The sequence below is a fragment of the Pseudohoeflea suaedae genome (assembly GCF_004354915.1).
Lineage (GTDB): Bacteria > Pseudomonadota > Alphaproteobacteria > Rhizobiales > Rhizobiaceae > Pseudohoeflea > Pseudohoeflea suaedae.
Window position 1 is genome coordinate 173,137 of sequence record NZ_SMSI01000004.1, and the last position, 18,304, is coordinate 191,440.

The window sequence follows — 18,304 nt, forward strand, 5'->3', positions numbered from 1 at the left end:
CTGTCGCATGGAGCGAATTCCGTGTCGGCACACACGCGGCCGCATGACCGATGGATCCGCTCCCATGCCCAAACGTACAGATATCAAGTCGATCCTGATCATCGGAGCCGGCCCCATTGTCATCGGTCAAGCCTGCGAGTTCGACTATTCGGGAACCCAGGCCTGCAAGGCGCTGAAGGAGGAAGGATACCGGGTCATCCTGGTCAACTCCAACCCTGCGACCATCATGACCGATCCGGGACTGGCCGACGCCACCTATATCGAGCCGATCACGCCTGAAGTGGTCGCCAAGATCATCGCCAAGGAGCGCCCGGATGCGCTTCTGCCGACCATGGGTGGCCAGACCGCGCTCAATACCGCCCTGTCGCTCCGCCGCATGGGCGTGCTCGAGCGCTACAATGTCGAGATGATCGGCGCCCAGCCGGATGCCATCGACAAGGCCGAGGACCGCGCCCTGTTCCGCGAAGCCATGGCGACCATCGGTCTCGAAACCCCGAAATCATTCCTCGCCAACGCCACCGAGATCAAGGAAGTCGACCGCAAGAAGCACGAGGCCGAACGCGCCCGTCTGCGCGGCGAACTCTCGGGTGACGCCCTCGACGCCGCTCTCGACGAGCTGGAAAACCAGTGGAACCTCGGCGAGGTCGACCGCAAGCAGCGCTATATGGATCACGCCATGGCGCTCGCGGCGCGCGCGATCGACGAAGTTGGTCTGCCCGCCATCATCCGCCCCTCCTTCACGCTCGGCGGCACCGGCGGCGGCATCGCCTATAACCGCTCCGAATTCTTCGACATCATCGAGCGCGGCCTCGACGCCTCGCCCACCACCGAGGTCCTGATCGAGGAAAGCGTTCTCGGCTGGAAGGAATACGAGATGGAAGTCGTCCGCGACCGCGCGGACAACTGCATCATCATCTGCTCGATCGAGAACGTCGATCCGATGGGCGTGCACACCGGCGATTCGATCACCGTCGCACCGGCGCTGACGCTCACCGACAAGGAATACCAGATCATGCGCAACGCCTCGATCGCGGTTCTCCGCGAGATCGGCGTCGAGACCGGCGGCTCGAACGTGCAGTTCGCCGTCAATCCGGAAAACGGTCGTCTGGTCGTCATCGAGATGAACCCGCGCGTGTCGCGCTCTTCTGCGCTCGCATCCAAGGCGACCGGCTTCCCGATCGCCAAGGTCGCCGCCAAGCTTGCCGTCGGCTACACGCTCGACGAGCTGGAAAACGACATCACCGGCGGCGCCACGCCTGCCTCGTTCGAGCCGTCGATCGACTATGTGGTCACCAAGATCCCGCGCTTCGCCTTCGAGAAATTCCCGGGCGCAGAGAACACGCTGACAACGGCGATGAAATCCGTCGGTGAGGTCATGGCCATCGGCCGTACCTTTGCCGAGAGCTTCCAGAAGGCACTGCGCGGTCTGGAGACCGGGCTGACGGGCTTCGACGAGATCGAGATCCCGGGCCTGGGCGAAGGCGACGACGAGAACGCCATCAAGGCCGCCATTGCCACGCCGACGCCCGATCGTCTGCGCATGGTCTTCCAGGCCATGCGGCTCGGCATGTCGGTCGCCGACGTCCATGCGATCTGCAAGATCGATCCGTGGTTCCTCGAGCAGTTTGCCGAGATCCTCGAACTCGAGGCACGGGTTCGCGAGCACGGTCTGCCGACCGATGCCGAGAACATGCGCATGCTCAAGGCCCGCGGCTTTTCCGACTCGCGCCTGGGCAGCCTGACCGGCAAGTCGGCTGCCGACATTGCCAGGGTCCGCGCCGAGCTCGACGTCCATCCGGTCTTCAAGCGCATCGACACCTGCGCGGCCGAATTCGCTTCGCCCACCGCCTACATGTATTCGAGCTACGAAGTGCCCTTCCTCGGCCAGCTCGCCGACGAGGCCTTCGTTTCGGACAAGAAGAAGGTCGTCATCCTCGGCGGCGGCCCGAACCGGATCGGCCAGGGTATCGAGTTCGACTATTGCTGCTGCCATGCCGCCTTCGCGCTCAAGGATGCGGGCTTCGAAGCGATCATGATCAACTGCAACCCGGAAACGGTTTCGACCGACTACGACACCTCCGACCGCCTCTATTTCGAACCGCTGACGGCCGAAGACGTGCTGGAAATCCTGCGCGCCGAGCAGGCGAGCGGCGAACTGGTCGGCGTCATCGTCCAGTTCGGCGGCCAGACGCCGCTGAAGCTCGCAGAAGCGCTCGAAAAGGCAGGCATCCCGATCCTCGGCACCGCGCCGGACGCGATCGACCTCGCCGAAGACCGTGACCGCTTCCAGAAGCTTCTGACCAAGCTGGGCCTGATGCAGCCGAAGAACGGCATCGCCCACTCGGTCGAGCAGGCGCGCCTGGTCGCGGCCCAGATCGGCTTCCCGCTGGTCGTCCGCCCCTCCTACGTGCTCGGCGGCCGTGCCATGCAGATCATCCGCGACGATCAGAGCCTGTCGAACTACCTGCTCGGCACCGTGCCGGAACTCGTCCCGGAAGAAATCAAGGCACGCTACCCGAACGACAAGACCGGCCAGATCAACACACTCCTGGGCAGCAATCCGCTGCTCTTCGACAGCTACCTGACCAACGCCATCGAGGTGGACGTCGACTGCCTGTGCGACGGCGAAAGCGTCCACATCGCCGGCATCATGGAACATATCGAGGAAGCCGGCATCCACTCGGGCGATTCAGCCTGCTCGCTGCCGGTGCACACTCTCACGGACGATGTGGTTGCCGAACTCGAAGAGCAGACCCGGGCAATGGCCAGGGCGCTCAATGTCGGCGGCCTGATGAACGTCCAGTTCGCCATCAAGGACGGCACCATCTACGTGCTCGAAGTCAATCCGCGCGCCTCGCGTACCGTGCCGTTCGTCGCCAAGACGGTCGGCGCGCCGATCGCCAAGGTCGCAGCCCGCGTCATGGCCGGCGAGAAGCTCGCATCCGCCTTCGCCGCTTACGGCGACGTTCCGGACCACAAGGCGCTCAAGCATATCGCGGTCAAGGAAGCGGTCTTCCCCTTTGCCCGCTTCCCCGGCGTCGACACCCTGCTCGGACCGGAAATGCGCTCGACCGGCGAGGTCATGGGCCTCGACACCGATTATGCGCTCGCCTTCGCCAAGAGCCAGCTCGGCGCCGGCGTGGACCTGCCCCGCTCGGGTACGGTCTTCGTCTCCGTCAAGGACGACGACAAGGAAATGGTGGTCGAGACCGTCCGCATCCTCGCCGAGAACGGCTTCGCGCTGATGGCGACGCGCGGCACCGCCCGCTTCCTCATCGAGAAGGGTTTCGAGGTCGAGAGCGTCAACAAGGTGCTCGAAGGCCGTCCGCACATCGAGGACGCGATCCGCAACCGTCAGGTTCAGCTGGTGATCAACACCACGGAAGGCGCCAAGACGATCTCGGATTCCAAATCGCTCCGCCGCGCCGCCCTGATGCAGAAGGTGCCCTACTACACCACCATGGCCGGCTCGCTTTCGGCGGCCCGCGCCATTGCCGCCCTTCGCGCCGGCAATCTCGAAGTCAAGCCGCTCCAGGCTTACTTCTGAGACCAATCAGTCAGGCTGCCTGCGCCGCATGCAGCCTGACAACCGCCTGCAAGTCCTCGTGAAAGCGCTGTCTCTCCCGCGCCTGTTTGTCGGGCTCGGGAATGCGCAGGATATAGGCCGGGTGAACGGTAACGAAGAGCATGCGGCCTTCGTCGACGGGGATCGGCATGGAGCGGATTTCCTCCATCGGCTTGGTCTCGCCGGTCAGTGCCTGATAGGCGGTCCCGCCGAGCGCGACGACGATCTTCGGGCGGATGAGCTCGAATTCCTTTTCCAGCCACCAGCGGCAATGCCGCACTTCGCCGGCATCGGGCCGCTTGTGCAGCCTCCGCTTGCCGCGCGGCTCGTATTTGAAATGCTTGACCGCATTGGTGAGATAGAGCCGGTCACGAGCCAGACCTGCCTGTGACAGCCCCTCATCGAGAACCTGCCCCGCCGGCCCGATGAAGGGGCGACCGGCCAGATCTTCGCGGTCGCCGGGCTGCTCGCCGATCAGCATGATCTCGGCATCGAGCGGCCCTTCCCCGCAGACGGCCTGGGTGGCCGGGCCGTGAAGCGGGCACCGCCTGCAGGCGGAAATTTCCTGCGCGAGTGCCGCGCCCGCATCCGCCGGCGTGACGAGCGTGCGGGATTTCTCCTCCTCCCATTCGGCCTGCAGCCGCTCGTGGAATACGGGCGGCAGGGTCGGCTGGGCTGCCGCCATGGCGCGCACGCGTTCCTCCGCGCCGGCGATCAGTTGGGGAATGAGCTGCGCCTCCGGCAGGTTCTTCCAGTATTTCTTCGGCATCTCCGCCTGCATCGCCTTCACCTTGAGGCGGGCCGGATTGAAGATGTTGGAGAAATAGATCCGCCATAACTCGTCGGCCTCGTCGGTATGGCGGAGCTTGCTCGCCGGCGTCGGGTCGATGGCCAGGTTCTGGCCGTCCCACGATGCCGTTCCCTTGGGCGTGGCGATCAGCCAGTCCATGTCGGCAAAGCGCCGCGCGAAGAACGGCGCCGTGCGGGCGACGATAAAATGATCCGGCTCGAACCAGGCGGCAAATCGCCTGCGCCCGTTCATGCCGGTATCGAGCTCCTTGAAGCGCACGAAAGCCTTCATCTTGTGGCTGTCGCGGCGCACCGATTTGACGAACCGGCTCAGCTCCGCGACGTCGCGGTCGGCGCGGTCCTGCATCAGACCGCGGCTGGATTGCAGCCGCCAGAGAAGGCGATAGAGCAGCGGAAAGCGGTTCTCGTCGGAATGGCAGATCGCCGCCTCGGCGGCCTCGGCGAAACTGCGCGGCACGGTGATCCGCGCCCCGTCCTCCGGCATCACCGGAACCTCGCCCTCCCCGAAGAGGCCGGGATCTTCCCAGGCGCTCAGCCAGGCGACATCGTCGGGCCAGACCCCCTGGGCGAGGAGAGCGCGGGCGGCATTGCGCCACTCGTCGAAATCGCCCTGCCCTTCGATCTGGATCCGGCGCATCAGAACAGAGCCAGTTGCTCGGGCTGCGGCGCGAACATGTCGCGCAGGTCGCTGCGATCGACGAGACGGATCGGGCTCCAGCCGCCTGCCGTCACGAAGGGTTTGACCTTTCTGAGCGAGGCGCCAAGACGCTTGAGATCCTCGAGTGTCAGCTTGCGCTGGCGCCGGGCGGACAGGATGGACTTCACCACCTTCTGGCCGAGCCCCGGCACCCGCAGCAACATCTCGCGGTCGGCGGTATTGATATCGACGGGAAAGCGGTCGCGGTTGCCTAGCGCCCAGGCGAGCTTCGGGTCGAGGTCGAGATCGAGCATGCCATCCTCGCGACCTTCCGTTATCTCGTCGACCGAGAAGCCATAGAACCGGTAAAGCCAGTCGGCCTGGTAAAGCCGGTGCTCGCGGATCAGCGGCGGCTTGACCAGCGGCAGCGATTTCGACGCATCGGGAATGGGGCTGAAGGCGGAATAGTAGACACGCTTCAGGCTGTAGCTTGAATAGAGCCGGGCCGACGAGCCGAGAATGGTGGCGTCATTAGCACCGTCCGCGCCGACGATCATCTGCGTGCTCTGGCCTGCCGGCGCGAATTTCTTGCGCCGTCTGGTCTGCAGCGTCGGCTCGCGCGCCTCCTCGATCTTCAGCCGCAGGTCGCCCATGGCGCGGCGGATGCCGAGTGGCTTCTTTTCGGGCGCGTATCGCGACAATCCCTGATCGGTCGGCAGCTCTATGTTGAGCGACAGCCGGTCAGCGAAGAGACCGGCCTTCTCGATGAGATGCGGCGAAGCTTCGGGAATGGTCTTCAGATGAATATAACCGCGGAAATCGTGCTTGACCCTCAGATCCTCGGCGACCTTCACCATCTCGGCCATCGTATCGTCGGACGAACGAATGATGCCAGAGGAGAGAAACAGACCCTCGATATAATTGCGCCGGTAAAATTCCGTCGTCAGCCAGACGATCTCGTCGGGTGTGAAACGGGCACGTTCCACATTGCTCGATGACCGGTTGATGCAATAGGCGCAGTCATAGATGCAGAAATTGGTCATCAGGATCTTGAGCAGCGAAATGCAGCGTCCGTCAGGCGCATAGGCGTGACAGATCCCTGAACCCTCGGTGGAGCCGAGACCTCCTCCTGGTCCGGCCCCCGGACCGGAATGACGCTTTTGCGTTCCGGACGAGGCACAGGAGGCATCGTATTTTGCGGCATCCGAGAGAATGGCCAGGCGGCGGGCAAGCGATTTTCTCATACAATGTTCACTATATGTTCCGGAGCATTTGTCAAGTCGCCTTCACTTCTGGCATGAGGTTGCCGACGAACCGGCACAAACAGGATGGTGAGAATGACCGAGGCAGAAAATTGGATCGAAATCCGCAACGAGAGGACCTTTTCGGTCAACCGCCAGACGTTGTACTCAGCCTATGCCGATCCGGCCAAGCTTGCGGAATGGTGGGGACCGCACGGCTTCACCAATCGGATCAGCGTTTTCGACCTCAAGCCGGGCGGCATGTGGCTGATCACCATGACAGCCTCGAACGGCACCGATTTCGAGAACCATTGGACATTCGAGGAGATCGACGACGGCCGGCGCATTGTCGCCAGGCATCATGAACCCGTGCACGTCTTCACGCTCGACATGACCTTCTCCGACCACCCCGACGGCTCGCGCATCGAATGGCTGATGATCTTCGATCGCACCGAGGAGAACGAGGAGATGGAAAAATTCCTCCACGCCGCCAACGAGCAGAATCTCGACCGGCTGGCAATGATCGTTCACCCTGCTGCGAAGAGGCCGGCCTGACTTCCGGGAGCGATCACGCCGATCAGGTCGAAGGTTTGGCTACGTCGATCCTCAGAAGAGACCAAATCCAACATATCCACATTTCATGACTCTCCGATGCATTGTGCAGCCCCACGTCGCCAGCTAAGGCAACAGGCAGAACGGTAAGGCGGCGGGCCTGTCGACCTCGACCTTTCCCACCCCTCTTACACCGGGATGTGGGGAGGTCGCATGTCGAGACTTTTCGACTGTTTCATCTATGACGACGAGGATCTGGTCTATCAGCGAATTGCCATGCTGGCGCCTGTCGTCGACACCTTCTTCATCATGGAAGGCTCGCACACCTTTCAAGGTGCCTTGCGCAATCCGACATTCGATCTGCTACGGGTCCCCGAAACGATCCGGCACAAGATCCGCCATTCGGTCTGTGACCTGTCGGAGGCAGTGGCAAGCGGCGATAGCTGGAAAGTGGAATATGCCCAACGCAATGCGCTGATGGCTGTCCTGGACGAAGCTGAAAATGACGACTTCATCCTCCTCTCGGACATCGACGAGATTCCGTTTCCGAGCGTTCTCTCCCCGCGGAAGCTGAGACCTGCCCTGCTTTGTCTGCTGATGTGCTATTTCTACGTCGATTACATCAGCGAAACGCGTCCTGTCTGGAAACGTCCGGTTCTGTTTCGCAAAAGCCAGATCGGACAATATGGGCTCACGTTCCAGGATATCCGCGACGGAAAGATGAACGAGCATATCGGCTTGATGCCTGATGCGGGACTGCACCTGAGCTATCTCGGCGGTGTGGAACGGATTTATGCGAAGCTCGCGAAATTCTCCCATACCGAGCTTCATTCCTATCAGGGCGTAGACCGCGCGAGCTTCGAAGCCAAGATCAAGGAAGGTCGCGATATCTTTGACCGTCGCGACGTCTGGGGGCGTCTCGACCGTTTGCCTTCGGGCTATGCCGAGTTCGACGCCGATTTCATCGCCGCTCACCGCGCCCCCGCAGATGTGCGGCTGCTCGACATGGCGTCGGTCGAAGCTTCGTTGAGGAAGGTTCGGCGAAAGGCGGCGCCCAAGCGGTTGCGCACCTGGCTGAGAAAACATTTCTGAGAAGCCATGAAAACCGGCGGCAGGCGCGATCTCCGCTGTGGCCCTTCGCTCGACGGCTCAGCCGTGCGCGCAGGATCGCCGGCGCTTGCAGGACGGAGGCGATTGCCGCGAGCTCCGTGCGGAAGCGCAGGCGAAATATGGCAACATAGTGATATTTCGATACTTAGGGCAACGAAATGCCGGGAACTCCGTTCTCCTTCCCGTCAACCAACGATAACAAACGGAGACACGCTCATGACCCTCGCCAAAACGCTTCTCGGCGCCTCGGCTCTCACGCTTTTCGCAGTTCCGGCATTCGCAGCCATGTCGGTAACAGCCACCACCGACCTCAACGTCCGCGCCGGTCCCGGCCCCGACTATCCCGTCACTTCGGTGATCGGCAACAACCAGGCCGCAACGCTCGATGGCTGCATCGAGAACTCGAAGTGGTGCCAGGTGACCATCAACGGCACCAGCGGCTGGGCCTACTCCGAATATCTGGTGGCCGACTATTCCGGCCAGCCGACCGTCGTCTACCAGAACTATCAGACCATCGGCGCCCCTGTCGTGACCTATGATGGCCCCGACGGCGCGCTCGCCGGCGGTGCGACCGGTGCCGTTGCCGGTGCCCTCGTGGCAGGTCCGGTCGGCGCTGCAGTGGGTGGCGCGGCTGGTGCCGCAATCGGCGGCGCGGTCGATCCGACGCCGGAAACCCGCACCTATATCCAGGCCAACCCGGTCGATCAGGTCTATCTCGACGGTGAAGTCGTGGTCGGCAGCACGGTCCCGCAGGATGTTCGCCTGTACGACGTGCCCGATGCCCAGTACCGCTATGTCTATGTCAACGGCCAGGAAGTGCTCGTGGCCCCGGACACACGCCAGATCGTCTACGTCTACCGCTAAGAGCGTAGCGAACCGTCAAGGAAAACCCCGTGCCGATGGCGCGGGGTTTTCTGTTTCGGGAATGTTACAGACTGCCTATTTGTGCTTGTCGATGAAGTCGGCGAAGGCGTTGATCCAGCCGGAAGCGAACTTCTCCGTGCCCTCGTTGGTGATCGTGTGGTCGTCGGCAATCAGGCCTTCCTTCACCTGAAGGTAAAGTTCCGGCTGACCCATGACGACCGAATCGAGGTGCAGCACCACACTGCGTAGCAGCGCCTGTGCCGCAGCGGTGCCGATTGCTCCCGGCGAGGCACCGGTGATCGCGGCGGGTTTGCCCGACCACGAATTCTTTCCATAGGGGCGTGAGCCCCAGTGCAGCGCATTCGCAATGATCGAGCTGTAGGTCCGGTTATATTCCGGCGTCACGAAGAGAACCGCATCCGCGGCCTCGATATCGGCCTTCAGCTTCGTTACCGCGGCGGGCGGATCATTCCACAATTCATCATTGTAGAGCGGCAGATCCCCGAGTTTCGCATAGGTAAAGGCCAACCGGTCGGAGGACAGTTTTTCCAGCGCGCCGGCGAGCTTGCGATTGATCGAGCCACTTCGCAGCGACCCGACGAGAACGAGAACCTTGTGCATTGCATTACCTTGGTTGGATTTTCGATATCCGCTAAAATAGTGGCGGATTGCTGCGCTGCAAGATGATGGGCGGCAACTGTCATCCGCTGCCTTGAATGGGGCGGCATGCAATCCTATCTGCCGATGGCCGGCCTATAGAGCCCCGGTTCAGCCCGACGACGAAAATGGTTTGGTTCGGACTGATTGCTGAATTTTTGAGTGAATTCCGTCTGCGAACTTGCTAGGATGGGATCAGGAAACATGGAACGGCTCCGAAGTGACCGCTTCGCGAGCCGTTCATTTTTGTGTCCGCGCGCCGGGGGAAACCGCGCAGCAGGACCAGAGGCAAAGAGGAAAGACCAAATGGTTGAAAAGGTACCCATGACGCAGGGTGGCTACACGAAGCTGCAGGAGGAACTGCGCTGGCGTCAGCAGGAAGAACGCCCGCGGATCATCGAGGCCATCTCCGAGGCTCGCGCCCATGGCGACCTGTCGGAAAATGCCGAGTATCACGCTGCCAAGGAAGCCCAGAGCCTCAATGAGGGCCGTATCGGCGAACTGGAGGATTATGTCTCCCGCGCCGAGGTCATCGACCCGTCGAAGATGTCCGGCACTACCGTGAAGTTCGGCGCCCGGGTCCGCCTCGTCGACGAGGATACCGAGGAAGAAAAGACCTACCAGATCGTCGGCGACCAGGAAGCCGACGTGAAGCAGGGCAAGATCTCGATCTCCTCGCCGATCTCGCGCGCGCTGATCGGCAAGGAAGTGGGCGATTCGGTCGAAGTGGTTGCCCCCGGCGGCTCCAAGGCGTACGAAATTCTCGACGTGAAGTGGTCCTGAGCGAAAGCTCGGGACCTTTGAATGACCGGGGAAGCGGCAATCTCCGTATGACAGACGCTGAATGAGAGCGCCATGACCGACTTCATGGACATTCGAGACGTCGAAGTGGTGGCGCCAAACTTCAAGCGGCGCCTCTCCGGGGTGACATCGACCATCATCCAGGTCGTTCCCGAGCAGCGTACGGCCGGAACCCGGGTCGCCACCATCGGCCCCGGCCTCCCCGCCTCCCTGCCATCGATCAGCCTGTCGCAGATCCCCGATCTGTTGAAGCCCCCGCGCGACAAGCCCTTCCGCATCTGGCACGCGCGGCGCAACACCGAGATGCTGGCCGGCCTGTTCCTGAGGAACATCCTGCGCGCCCCGCTCAAACTGGTTTTCACGTCAGCCGCGCAACGCAGACACACCCGTTACACCAGATGGCTGATCCGCCAGATGGATGCGGTCGTGACCACGTCGAGCCGGTCGGCGGCCTTTCTGAAAGTGCCGCATACGATCATCCCGCACGGGATCGATCTCGAAGCCTTCCATCCGCCGTCCGATGAAGAGCGCGACTGGTCGCGCACCGAACTTCCGGGCAAATACGGAATCGGCTGCTTCGGCCGGGTGCGCCATCAGAAAGGCACCGATCTCTACGTTTCTGCCCTGATCGATCTCCTGCCGAAATATCCAGACTGGACCGGCCTCGTCTTCGGACGCGTGACCTCCGACAATCGCGGCTTCTGCGACGAACTACAGGAAAAAGTGGATGCGGCGGGCCTGCACGAACGCATTCTCTTCATGGGCGAAGTGCCGGACGTCAAACCCTGGATGAGACGCGTGAGCCTCTGCGTGGCGCCTTCGCGCAACGAGGGCTTCGGCCTCACCCCGCTTGAGGCCATGGCCTCGGAAACCGCTGTCGCCGCTTCCGATGCCGGCGCCTATTGCGATATCGTGGACGAGGGGGAAACCGGTTTCATCGTTCCCGCCGGCGACCAGGCCGCCCTCGCCCGCACGATCGAGACCTATCTCGCCGATCCGGAACTGGCTGCAGCGCATGCAAAGGCCGGCCATCGGCGGGTGCACCAGAATTTCGCGCTCCGGCGGGAAGCGGAAGGACTTGCAAAGGTCTATGAGGCGCTATGGGCGCAGTCGTGACAACAGCGCTGATCGTCGCCCGTGACAATGCCTACGGCTTGACCCAGGACACCGCGATACTCAAATCGGCGCTCGAAGCCAACGGAGTTTCCGTCGGCGTTTCAACCCGCAATCGCAGCCTCTTCGACCGCGTTCTGGGCACGAAGCGCTTCGATCTGGTCTTTCATCTGGAACGCGTGGCCCCGGTCTGGCTTTCCGCCGGCCGAACCAATATTCTCATTCCGAACCAGGAGCGCTATCCGAGACGGCTGGTCGGGCAGCTCGGACGCATAGACTTCGTGCTGGCCAAGAGCCGGCACGCTGCGGAAATCTTCTCCAATCTCGGCAAACAATCGGCCTTCTGCGGCTTCGCGTCCCCCGACCGTCACGAAGCGGCGGTCGAGAAAAACTGGCGTCGGTTTTTTCACCTCGCTGGCGGCTCGACGCTCAAGGGCACGGAGGACATTCTGGATCTCTGGACAAGGCATCCGGAATGGCCTGAACTGGTTCTGGTGCAGAAGAAGGACAATGCGCCGAAGGTGGTGCCCGACAATGTCACCCTCTATTCCGGCTATCTCGACGACGGCGAGCTCAAACGCTTGCAGAACACCTGCGGCATTCACCTCTGCCCGTCGCGCTCGGAAGGCTGGGGGCATTACATCATCGAGGCGATGTCCACCGCCGCGGTGACAGTGACGACGGACGCCCCGCCCATGAACGAACTGGTGACCTGCGAAACCGGCATCCTGGTTCCCTACGCGCGCACCGAACCCAGACATCTGGGCACCAATTTCTTCGTCGATTCCGATGCGCTGGAGCGAGCGATTTCAGACATCCTGGATACACCGGAAACGAATTTGGAGGCCCTGGGGGAAAGGGCACGTGCGGCCGCGAACAGGATTTGCTCCGAATTTCCGGAACGACTCATCAGCGCGCTCGGACCGTATCTCGAGGCCCGCTGACATGACGCTCCTGCATCTTTCGGCAGAGATGGGATGGCGTGGCGGCGAAAACCAGCTTGCCCTCATCTATACCGGGCTCCAGACGGAATCTGACCAGATGTTGATGGTGCGCCGGGGCTCGGAACTCGAAAGGCGGATGCGAGACGAAAGACCGGTCACCGCATCGCGTTTCGGACTCACCGCCCCGCGCGCAGCATGGTCGCTGCGTCGGAAGATGCTGACCTCGCCGGGCAAGCATCTCATTCACGCGCATTGCGGCAAGAGCGCGGAAACCGCCTTGCTGGCGCGCTTCGGCACGCAGGTTCCTCTCGTCATCTCACGCCGATCCGCCTATCCGATCCGCTCACACTGGAAGTTTCGCGCCGCCGATGCCGTCATAGCCGTATCGCGCGCAGCGAGCGAGGAACTGTTGAAGGCAGGGGTCGATCCGAGCCGCATCCACATCATTCCAGATGCCGTCGATGCGCCGCGGTTTGCCGGCGCAATCGCGGACCGGCGTGACGTCGCGCCGGATGAAGTGATGGTATTGTGCGCAGCTGCACTATCCCCCGAGAAGGATCATGAAGTTCTCCTCAAGGCATGGAAGCAGGTGGAAGAGGCAGGCCTGAAAGCGCGTTTGCTGATGGCAGGCACCGGAAGCATGGACGGCAGATTGAAGTCGTTGGCTGGCAGTCTCGACCTCAGGCATGTTTCTTTTCTCGGCTGGGTGGAGAATATCTCCGGCACGATGGCGGCCGCCGATATTGCGGTTCTGTCCTCGCGGGTCGAAGGTCTCGCCTCCTTCCTGTGCGAAGCTCAATTCTGTGGGATACCTGTCGTCTCGACTGCGGCCGGAGGAACGGTCGACGCCGTTCGCGACGGTGAGACTGGCTTCCTGTCCCCGACCGGTGATGAAAATGCTTTTGCGGAAAATCTGACGCGGCTGATCCGCAATTCCGAACTCAGGGCCGGAATGGGAGCGGCAGCACGAACATGGGCCCGACGTAAATTCGCTCTAGAGCCCGTTCTGGAGGCGCACCGCGCTCTTTACCGCCAGGTCCTCGACGGAGACAGGTGACCGGGAGGCGTGCCTAGCGCGGGTCCAGACCGGCACGCCAACTCTTGTATTCGGTCTGGTAGGCATAGGACGCGGCGCCGGCAGCCATGGCAAACCCGCCCCATCCACACAGAAAATACCGCTTGAGCAGATAGAATTTCACGAAATAGCCGATCGGCGCAGTCAGCATTTTCGACGGAGATGTCCGTCTTCCCCGCGCCGAGCGCTCGCTTGCCTTCAGGGACGTATAGGAGTTCTGTTTCTCGAATTCCAGCGCGGGAGCGATGATGCTGGCATGCAGCAGATATCCGCCCGCGACCCTGCCGGTCGCACCATCGACACGCAGCGATTCATGGATCGTCTGCTTGGTGTCGTAATACGACTTTGCCCGCCTTACCAGCCGCACGATACGGTCATGCTTGACCCACGGATGGGCATAGCCATAGCCGGGCACCCAATGTCGCCGCTCAACCGAGAAACCGGCGTTCTCGCCAGGAGACGCCACGTTTTTCGCGATGGCATCGACCAGCGTCGGCTCCGCAATCTCGTCGGCATCGACATTGAATGCCCATTCGAGGGAACACTGCTCGAGCGCAAATTGTTTCTGCGCACCGAAACCGGTCCAGTCGTGGTGGATCAGCCGAACCGGCAGCCCATCCCTACTCAGTCCCTCGACAATATCGACGGTGCGGTCCGTTGAGCCGGAATCCACTACCAGGATTTCCTGGAAACGCGACAATGCCCGAAGACTTGCCTCGATCACGCGCTCCTCGTTGAAGCAGATGATGAATACCGAGACCGGAATGAAAGCGCCGGAATGGGTCACTCCAGGAGCGCCTTGAGGTGGGCGCGGGCGCGAGAACCTTTCGGCGACGTCTGGGGATAGCGCATCGCACGGTAGCTCAAGGCAAGTACCCGGAACCATCTGAAGAAAGGCCGCCGGTGCTTCTTCATCGCGTACCTCTTCGCGCGCATGGCATGATAGGTACGGAAGGAACTCATTTCCGGGGTAGCCGGCGACGACTTGCCCTGCATGTGGCGCACGACGGAATCGTGAATGTAGTGAAGCCCGTATCCGGCCTTGAGGATACGCACGCTGATATCGTCATCCTCGTAGAACAGGAAAATGGCTTCGTCGAAGCCGCCGATCTCGTCGAAAACCTGCTTGCGGACCGCAAGTGCAGCCCCGCTCAGCATGACGACAGGGCGATCTTTCAGAGGCAGCGCCGGCCGCCTCCAGTAAGGGCGACGCATCAGCATTGTGCGATGTCGAAAGAACTGGGTTCCATCGCTATTAAGCAACCGCGGATTGAAACCGGCCGAATGAGGATATTTGTCGAACGCCGCACCGAGGATGTCGAGCGCTTCCGGCTCGAGATCCGCGTCGGGATTGAGAAACAGAAGTCGCTCATGCCTGGCCAGGTCTGCACCGCGATTGCAGGCGGTCCCGAAGCCGAGATTGGTGTCGAGACGAACGACCGTTACCCCGTATTCGTCCGCGATCTCCGCCGAATTGTCGGAACTCGCATTGTCGACGACAATGACCTGATGGCCGGAAGGAATGGACGACAATGCGGCGCCGATCACGGCGGAACTGTTGAAGGTGACCAGGACGATTGAGAAAGGTGTCGCAGACATCATTTTCGAACCAGAGCCATGCTGTTGTCTTTGATTTCCAATTGCTTCAGGCTGGCCTCATCGGCCAGTGACATGAAATCCTGAAGGGTTCGTCGGGCGCTTTCATATAGGCGCGGATGAAACTCAACAATGGCGAGTTCACAGCGGGACAAAATTTTCTGTTTATTCGCAAGGACATCGTATTCTTTTCACTCGACGCCACGATCCGCGCCCGGGCTTCAAGATCTCTCACCGCCTTCACCCGTCTTTCGAGCGCCGTGATCGCAACGTGATATCACAATAGCCCACCCGTAGCGCCGTGTTTCGGGACGTGGATACCCCGATGCAGCGGAAATGATGCTCCCTGCCCGTGAGCGGGAGTGGCGCGTGAACTCCATGATAGAAGAGGTTTCCGCCAATTTTCTGTCCTGTCCGGATCCCTTCCGCCGCCCGTCACTTCAGGTCCACGAGGCCGTCATCCTTGACCTTTCGAATGGTCAGCATTGTCCTCACGGTATCGACGTTTTCGGTGGCGGTAAGCTGTTCGACGACGAAGTCCTGAAAATGGCCGAGATTGCGCGCGACGCAGTGGAGCAGGAAGTCGGAATCGCCGGAAACCATCCAGCTTTCACGGACGATGGGCCAATCGCGCGAAGCGGCGGCAAAACTCTTGAGGTTGGCATCGGACTGGTGCTTCAGCCCCACCATGCAGAACGCGACGAGATCGTAGCCGAGCGCGGGTGCGTTGATCAGCGCCCGGTAACCGCGGATGATGCCCGCCTGCTCGAGCTTGCGAACGCGCCTCAGACACGGCGGCGCCGAGATGCCGACCCGGTTCGCCAGCTCCACATTCGTCATTCGGCCGTCGGCCTGCAATTCCTTGAGAATGCGAAAATCGATATCGTCGAGCTCGGCCTTGAACATGCATGCGTCCTGTCATCCGCCCGAGCCGGCCTCCGATGGCAGAACTTTCGGGCAATCTGCGAAACTTTATTGCGTCGGCAGCCGCAATTGTCTACCCGCAAGCACCAATGAACGCCCTCACCTGTTGGTAACCCTGCGCTGCGGCTTGAATAGCGGGCTCCGGAATTCCTAAATTGGTGGAAATGCGCCATCCTCTCGGCCACGCGAACCCGTGCCGGCAACATGCGGGCGCTGCCCGTATCCAGACAGGAAGAAAGTCATGACGACCCGTCACGTTCCCGTTCTCATCATCGGCTCCGGCCCCGCCGGCTATACTGCCGCGATCTATGCCGCGCGCGCCATGCTCACCCCTGTGATCATCACCGGAATGGAACAGGGCGGCCAGCTGATGATCACCACGGACGTCGAAAACTACCCGGGTTACGCGGATCCGGTCCAGGGACCGTGGATGATGGAACAGATGCGGCTCCAGGCTGAACATGTCGGCGCCGAGATCGTCACCGATCTGGTGACTGAAGTCGACGTCACCACCCGCCCGTTCACCGCCAGGACGGATTCCGGCGCGACCTGGACATGCGACGCACTCATCATCTCGACCGGTGCGCAGGCCAAATGGCTGGGCATTCCCGGCGAGAAGGACTTCATGGGCTTCGGCGTATCGGCCTGCGCCACCTGCGACGGCTTCTTCTATCGCAACAAGCACGTCATCGTGGTCGGCGGCGGCAATACCGCAGTCGAGGAAGCCCTCTATCTTTCCAACATTGCCGAGAAGGTGACGCTGGTTCACCGCCGCGACACGCTGCGCTCGGAAAAGATCCTTCAGGAGCGCCTCTTCGCCCAGAAGAATGTCGATTTCGTCTGGAATTCCGAAATCGCCGAATTCGTCGGCGGCGAGCCGGTCGGCCCGATGCCGCCCGCGGTCAAGGCCGTGAAGCTGAAGAACCGCAAGACCGGCGAGATATCGCAGATGGATATCGACGGGGTGTTTGTGGCAATCGGCCACGCACCGGCGGTAAAACTGTTCGAAGGCAAGCTCAAGCAGAAGCCGAACGGCTATCTCTGGACGGCGCCGGATTCGACCGCAACCGACATTCCGGGCGTCTTCGCGGCGGGGGACGTCACCGACGATATCTACCGCCAGGCGGTCACCGCTGCCGGAATGGGCTGCATGGCAGCGCTCGAGGCCGAGCGCTATCTGGCAGGTCTGGGAACACACGCAGAAGCCGCAGAATAGGCGGCCAAACACGGTTCGGCACGTGGGGGTGCCGGCCCGGCTCGAGGGGAGCTGGTACAATGCAACTGGACTGGGACAAGCTGCGCATCTTTCATGCGGCCGCTGAGGCGGGTTCGTTTACGCACGCCGCGGAGATCCTCCACCTCTCGCAATCGGCGATCAGCCGGCAGGTGAGCGCGCTGGAGACCGAGGTGAACACCAAGCTGTTCCACCGCCACGCACGCGGCCTCATTCTCACCGAGCAGGGCGAAATTCTCTACAAGACCGCCCACGAGGTTCTGATGAAGCTCGAGATGGTCAAGACCCAGCTCACCGAAACCCGCGAGAAGCCGAGCGGCAAACTCAGGATCACCACGACCGTGGGATTGGGCCAGGGCTGGCTGACCGAGAAGGTTCACGAGTTCCAGGCGCATTATCCCGACATGCAGGTTCAGCTTATCCTCGACAACGAGGAACTGGACGTGAACATGCGTCAGGCCGACTGCGCCATCCGGCTCCGCCAGCCGCAACAGTCCGACCTCATCCAGCGCAAGCTCTTCACGGTGCACCTGCACATTTATGCGTCACCGGCCTATCTTGCACGCTACGGCGAACCGAAGACGATCAAGGATCTGGACGACCATCGGCTGATCACTTTCGGTGAGCCCGCACCGGTCTATCTTCACGAACTTACCTGGCTCGAACGGGCCGGCCGCACGCCGGACAACCCCCGCCCCGCGCATTTGCAGATCAACAATCTGGCCGCCGTGCGCCGCGCCACCATCAACGGCGCGGGCGTTTCGATGCTGCCCGACTACATGATCAACCGCGATGACGACCTCGTCAGACTCGCGATTCCCGCGGATTTTCCGACCTTCGACACCTATTTCTGCTATGCCGAAGAGATGCGGAATGCGGCCAAGCTGAAAGTTTTCCGCGACTTTCTTATCAACAAGGCCCGGAACTGGAACTACTGAAATCCGACCATTTGGTTAAAAAACCCCGTACTTTCAGGGGTCCCATGCATAAAAAGGGTGCGACAAACTCAACCATGCATCAATTGCATATCAGTCATGCTTCACAGGCTATTGTATTATGCACATGAAATCAGCATATCGCACACAGCTGATGCACCTTTGGCGGTCACTCCTCCCAGTGCCGCCGCATGAGCTGTTCCCCTCTGGAGGTTTTGACCTTCACACCTTATAGGCCCGCGCATT

Annotated in this window: 17 protein-coding genes; 11 read left to right on the forward strand and 6 right to left on the reverse strand. The window is 61.5% G+C overall.

Features of this window, described 5'->3' with window-relative positions; translation table 11 throughout:
• The first annotated feature begins 64 nt into the window (after window positions 1–64).
• Window positions 65–3,547, forward strand: a complete 3,483-nt coding sequence (carB, locus tag E2A64_RS16815) for a carbamoyl-phosphate synthase large subunit (protein ID WP_133285674.1) — start codon at window positions 65–67, stop codon at window positions 3,545–3,547.
• Between the two features lie 10 nt (window positions 3,548–3,557).
• Here carB and E2A64_RS16820 read toward each other — a convergent pair whose 3' ends face one another.
• Window positions 3,558–5,012: a UdgX family uracil-DNA binding protein gene (locus E2A64_RS16820; protein ID WP_133285675.1), complete on the reverse strand. Its 1,455-nt coding sequence runs from the start codon at window positions 5,010–5,012 to the stop codon at window positions 3,558–3,560.
• Window positions 5,012–6,256 (reverse strand): putative DNA modification/repair radical SAM protein, encoded by a 1,245-nt coding sequence (locus E2A64_RS16825; protein WP_133285676.1) that lies wholly within the window; start codon window positions 6,254–6,256, stop codon window positions 5,012–5,014. The genes E2A64_RS16820 and E2A64_RS16825 overlap by 1 nt, the downstream gene beginning before the upstream one ends.
• Before the next feature lie 93 nt (window positions 6,257–6,349).
• Here E2A64_RS16825 and E2A64_RS16830 point away from each other — a divergent pair, with 93 nt between their 5' ends.
• The 3 genes from E2A64_RS16830 (at window position 6,350) to E2A64_RS16840 (ending at window position 8,779) form a co-directional block, all read left to right on the forward strand.
• Window positions 6,350–6,808: an SRPBCC domain-containing protein gene (locus E2A64_RS16830; RefSeq protein ID WP_133285677.1), complete on the forward strand. Its 459-nt coding sequence runs from the start codon at window positions 6,350–6,352 to the stop codon at window positions 6,806–6,808.
• A 210-nt stretch (window positions 6,809–7,018) separates the two neighbouring features.
• A complete protein-coding gene (locus E2A64_RS16835) occupies window positions 7,019–7,897 on the forward strand; it encodes a glycosyltransferase family 17 protein (RefSeq protein WP_158285790.1) in 879 nt (292 codons plus the stop codon).
• 234 nt (window positions 7,898–8,131) lie between these two features.
• Window positions 8,132–8,779, forward strand: a complete 648-nt coding sequence (locus E2A64_RS16840) for a DUF1236 domain-containing protein (RefSeq protein ID WP_133285679.1) — start codon at window positions 8,132–8,134, stop codon at window positions 8,777–8,779.
• Between the two features lie 75 nt (window positions 8,780–8,854).
• Here the strand turns inward: E2A64_RS16840 and E2A64_RS16845 are convergent, their stop codons facing one another.
• Window positions 8,855–9,400 carry an NADPH-dependent FMN reductase gene (locus E2A64_RS16845; RefSeq protein WP_133285680.1) on the reverse strand — a complete coding sequence of 182 codons (546 nt, stop codon included), beginning with the start codon at window positions 9,398–9,400 and terminating at the stop codon, window positions 8,855–8,857.
• 342 nt (window positions 9,401–9,742) lie between these two features.
• On the opposite strand from E2A64_RS16845, the gene greA reads away from it, so the two are divergent.
• The 4 genes from greA to E2A64_RS16865 all read left to right on the forward strand — a co-directional run bounded on the left by greA (window position 9,743) and on the right by E2A64_RS16865 (window position 13,351).
• Window positions 9,743–10,219, forward strand: coding sequence for a transcription elongation factor GreA (greA, locus tag E2A64_RS16850; protein ID WP_133285681.1), 477 nt, complete (start codon window positions 9,743–9,745; stop codon window positions 10,217–10,219).
• A gap of 72 nt (window positions 10,220–10,291) precedes the next feature.
• Window positions 10,292–11,353, forward strand: coding sequence for a glycosyltransferase family 4 protein (locus tag E2A64_RS16855; protein WP_244598346.1), 1,062 nt, complete (start codon window positions 10,292–10,294; stop codon window positions 11,351–11,353).
• Window positions 11,338–12,294, forward strand: coding sequence for a glycosyltransferase (locus E2A64_RS16860; protein WP_133285682.1), 957 nt, complete (start codon window positions 11,338–11,340; stop codon window positions 12,292–12,294). The genes E2A64_RS16855 and E2A64_RS16860 overlap by 16 nt, the downstream gene beginning before the upstream one ends.
• Window position 12,295: 1 nt before the next feature.
• On the forward strand, window positions 12,296–13,351 hold the full coding sequence (locus E2A64_RS16865; protein WP_158285791.1) for a glycosyltransferase family 4 protein: 1,056 nt from the start codon (window positions 12,296–12,298) through the stop codon (window positions 13,349–13,351).
• 13 nt (window positions 13,352–13,364) lie between these two features.
• Here E2A64_RS16865 and E2A64_RS16870 read toward each other — a convergent pair whose 3' ends face one another.
• Window positions 13,365–14,156, reverse strand: a complete 792-nt coding sequence (locus E2A64_RS16870) for a glycosyltransferase family 2 protein (RefSeq protein WP_158285792.1) — start codon at window positions 14,154–14,156, stop codon at window positions 13,365–13,367.
• The gene (locus E2A64_RS16875; protein ID WP_158285793.1) at window positions 14,153–14,968 is read right to left on the reverse strand and encodes a glycosyltransferase family 2 protein; all 816 of its coding nucleotides are present in this window, start codon (window positions 14,966–14,968) and stop codon (window positions 14,153–14,155) included. The genes E2A64_RS16870 and E2A64_RS16875 overlap by 4 nt, the downstream gene beginning before the upstream one ends.
• A 116-nt stretch (window positions 14,969–15,084) precedes the next feature.
• Here E2A64_RS16875 and E2A64_RS17855 point away from each other — a divergent pair, with 116 nt between their 5' ends.
• A complete protein-coding gene (locus tag E2A64_RS17855; RefSeq protein ID WP_158285794.1) occupies window positions 15,085–15,240 on the forward strand; it encodes a hypothetical protein in 156 nt (51 codons plus the stop codon).
• 160 nt (window positions 15,241–15,400) lie between these two features.
• On the opposite strand, the gene E2A64_RS16880 is transcribed toward E2A64_RS17855, so the two are convergent.
• A complete protein-coding gene (locus tag E2A64_RS16880; RefSeq protein ID WP_133285686.1) occupies window positions 15,401–15,871 on the reverse strand; it encodes an Lrp/AsnC family transcriptional regulator in 471 nt (156 codons plus the stop codon).
• A gap of 259 nt (window positions 15,872–16,130) precedes the next feature.
• Between E2A64_RS16880 and trxB the strand changes: the two genes are divergently transcribed.
• Together trxB and E2A64_RS16890 are read left to right on the forward strand one after the other, a co-directional pair.
• Entirely contained in the window at window positions 16,131–17,105 is a 975-nt protein-coding gene (gene trxB / locus E2A64_RS16885; RefSeq protein ID WP_133285687.1) for a thioredoxin-disulfide reductase, read from the forward strand.
• A 59-nt stretch (window positions 17,106–17,164) separates the two neighbouring features.
• Window positions 17,165–18,061: a LysR family transcriptional regulator gene (locus E2A64_RS16890; RefSeq protein ID WP_133285688.1), complete on the forward strand. Its 897-nt coding sequence runs from the start codon at window positions 17,165–17,167 to the stop codon at window positions 18,059–18,061.
• Window positions 18,062–18,304 lie beyond the last annotated feature (243 nt).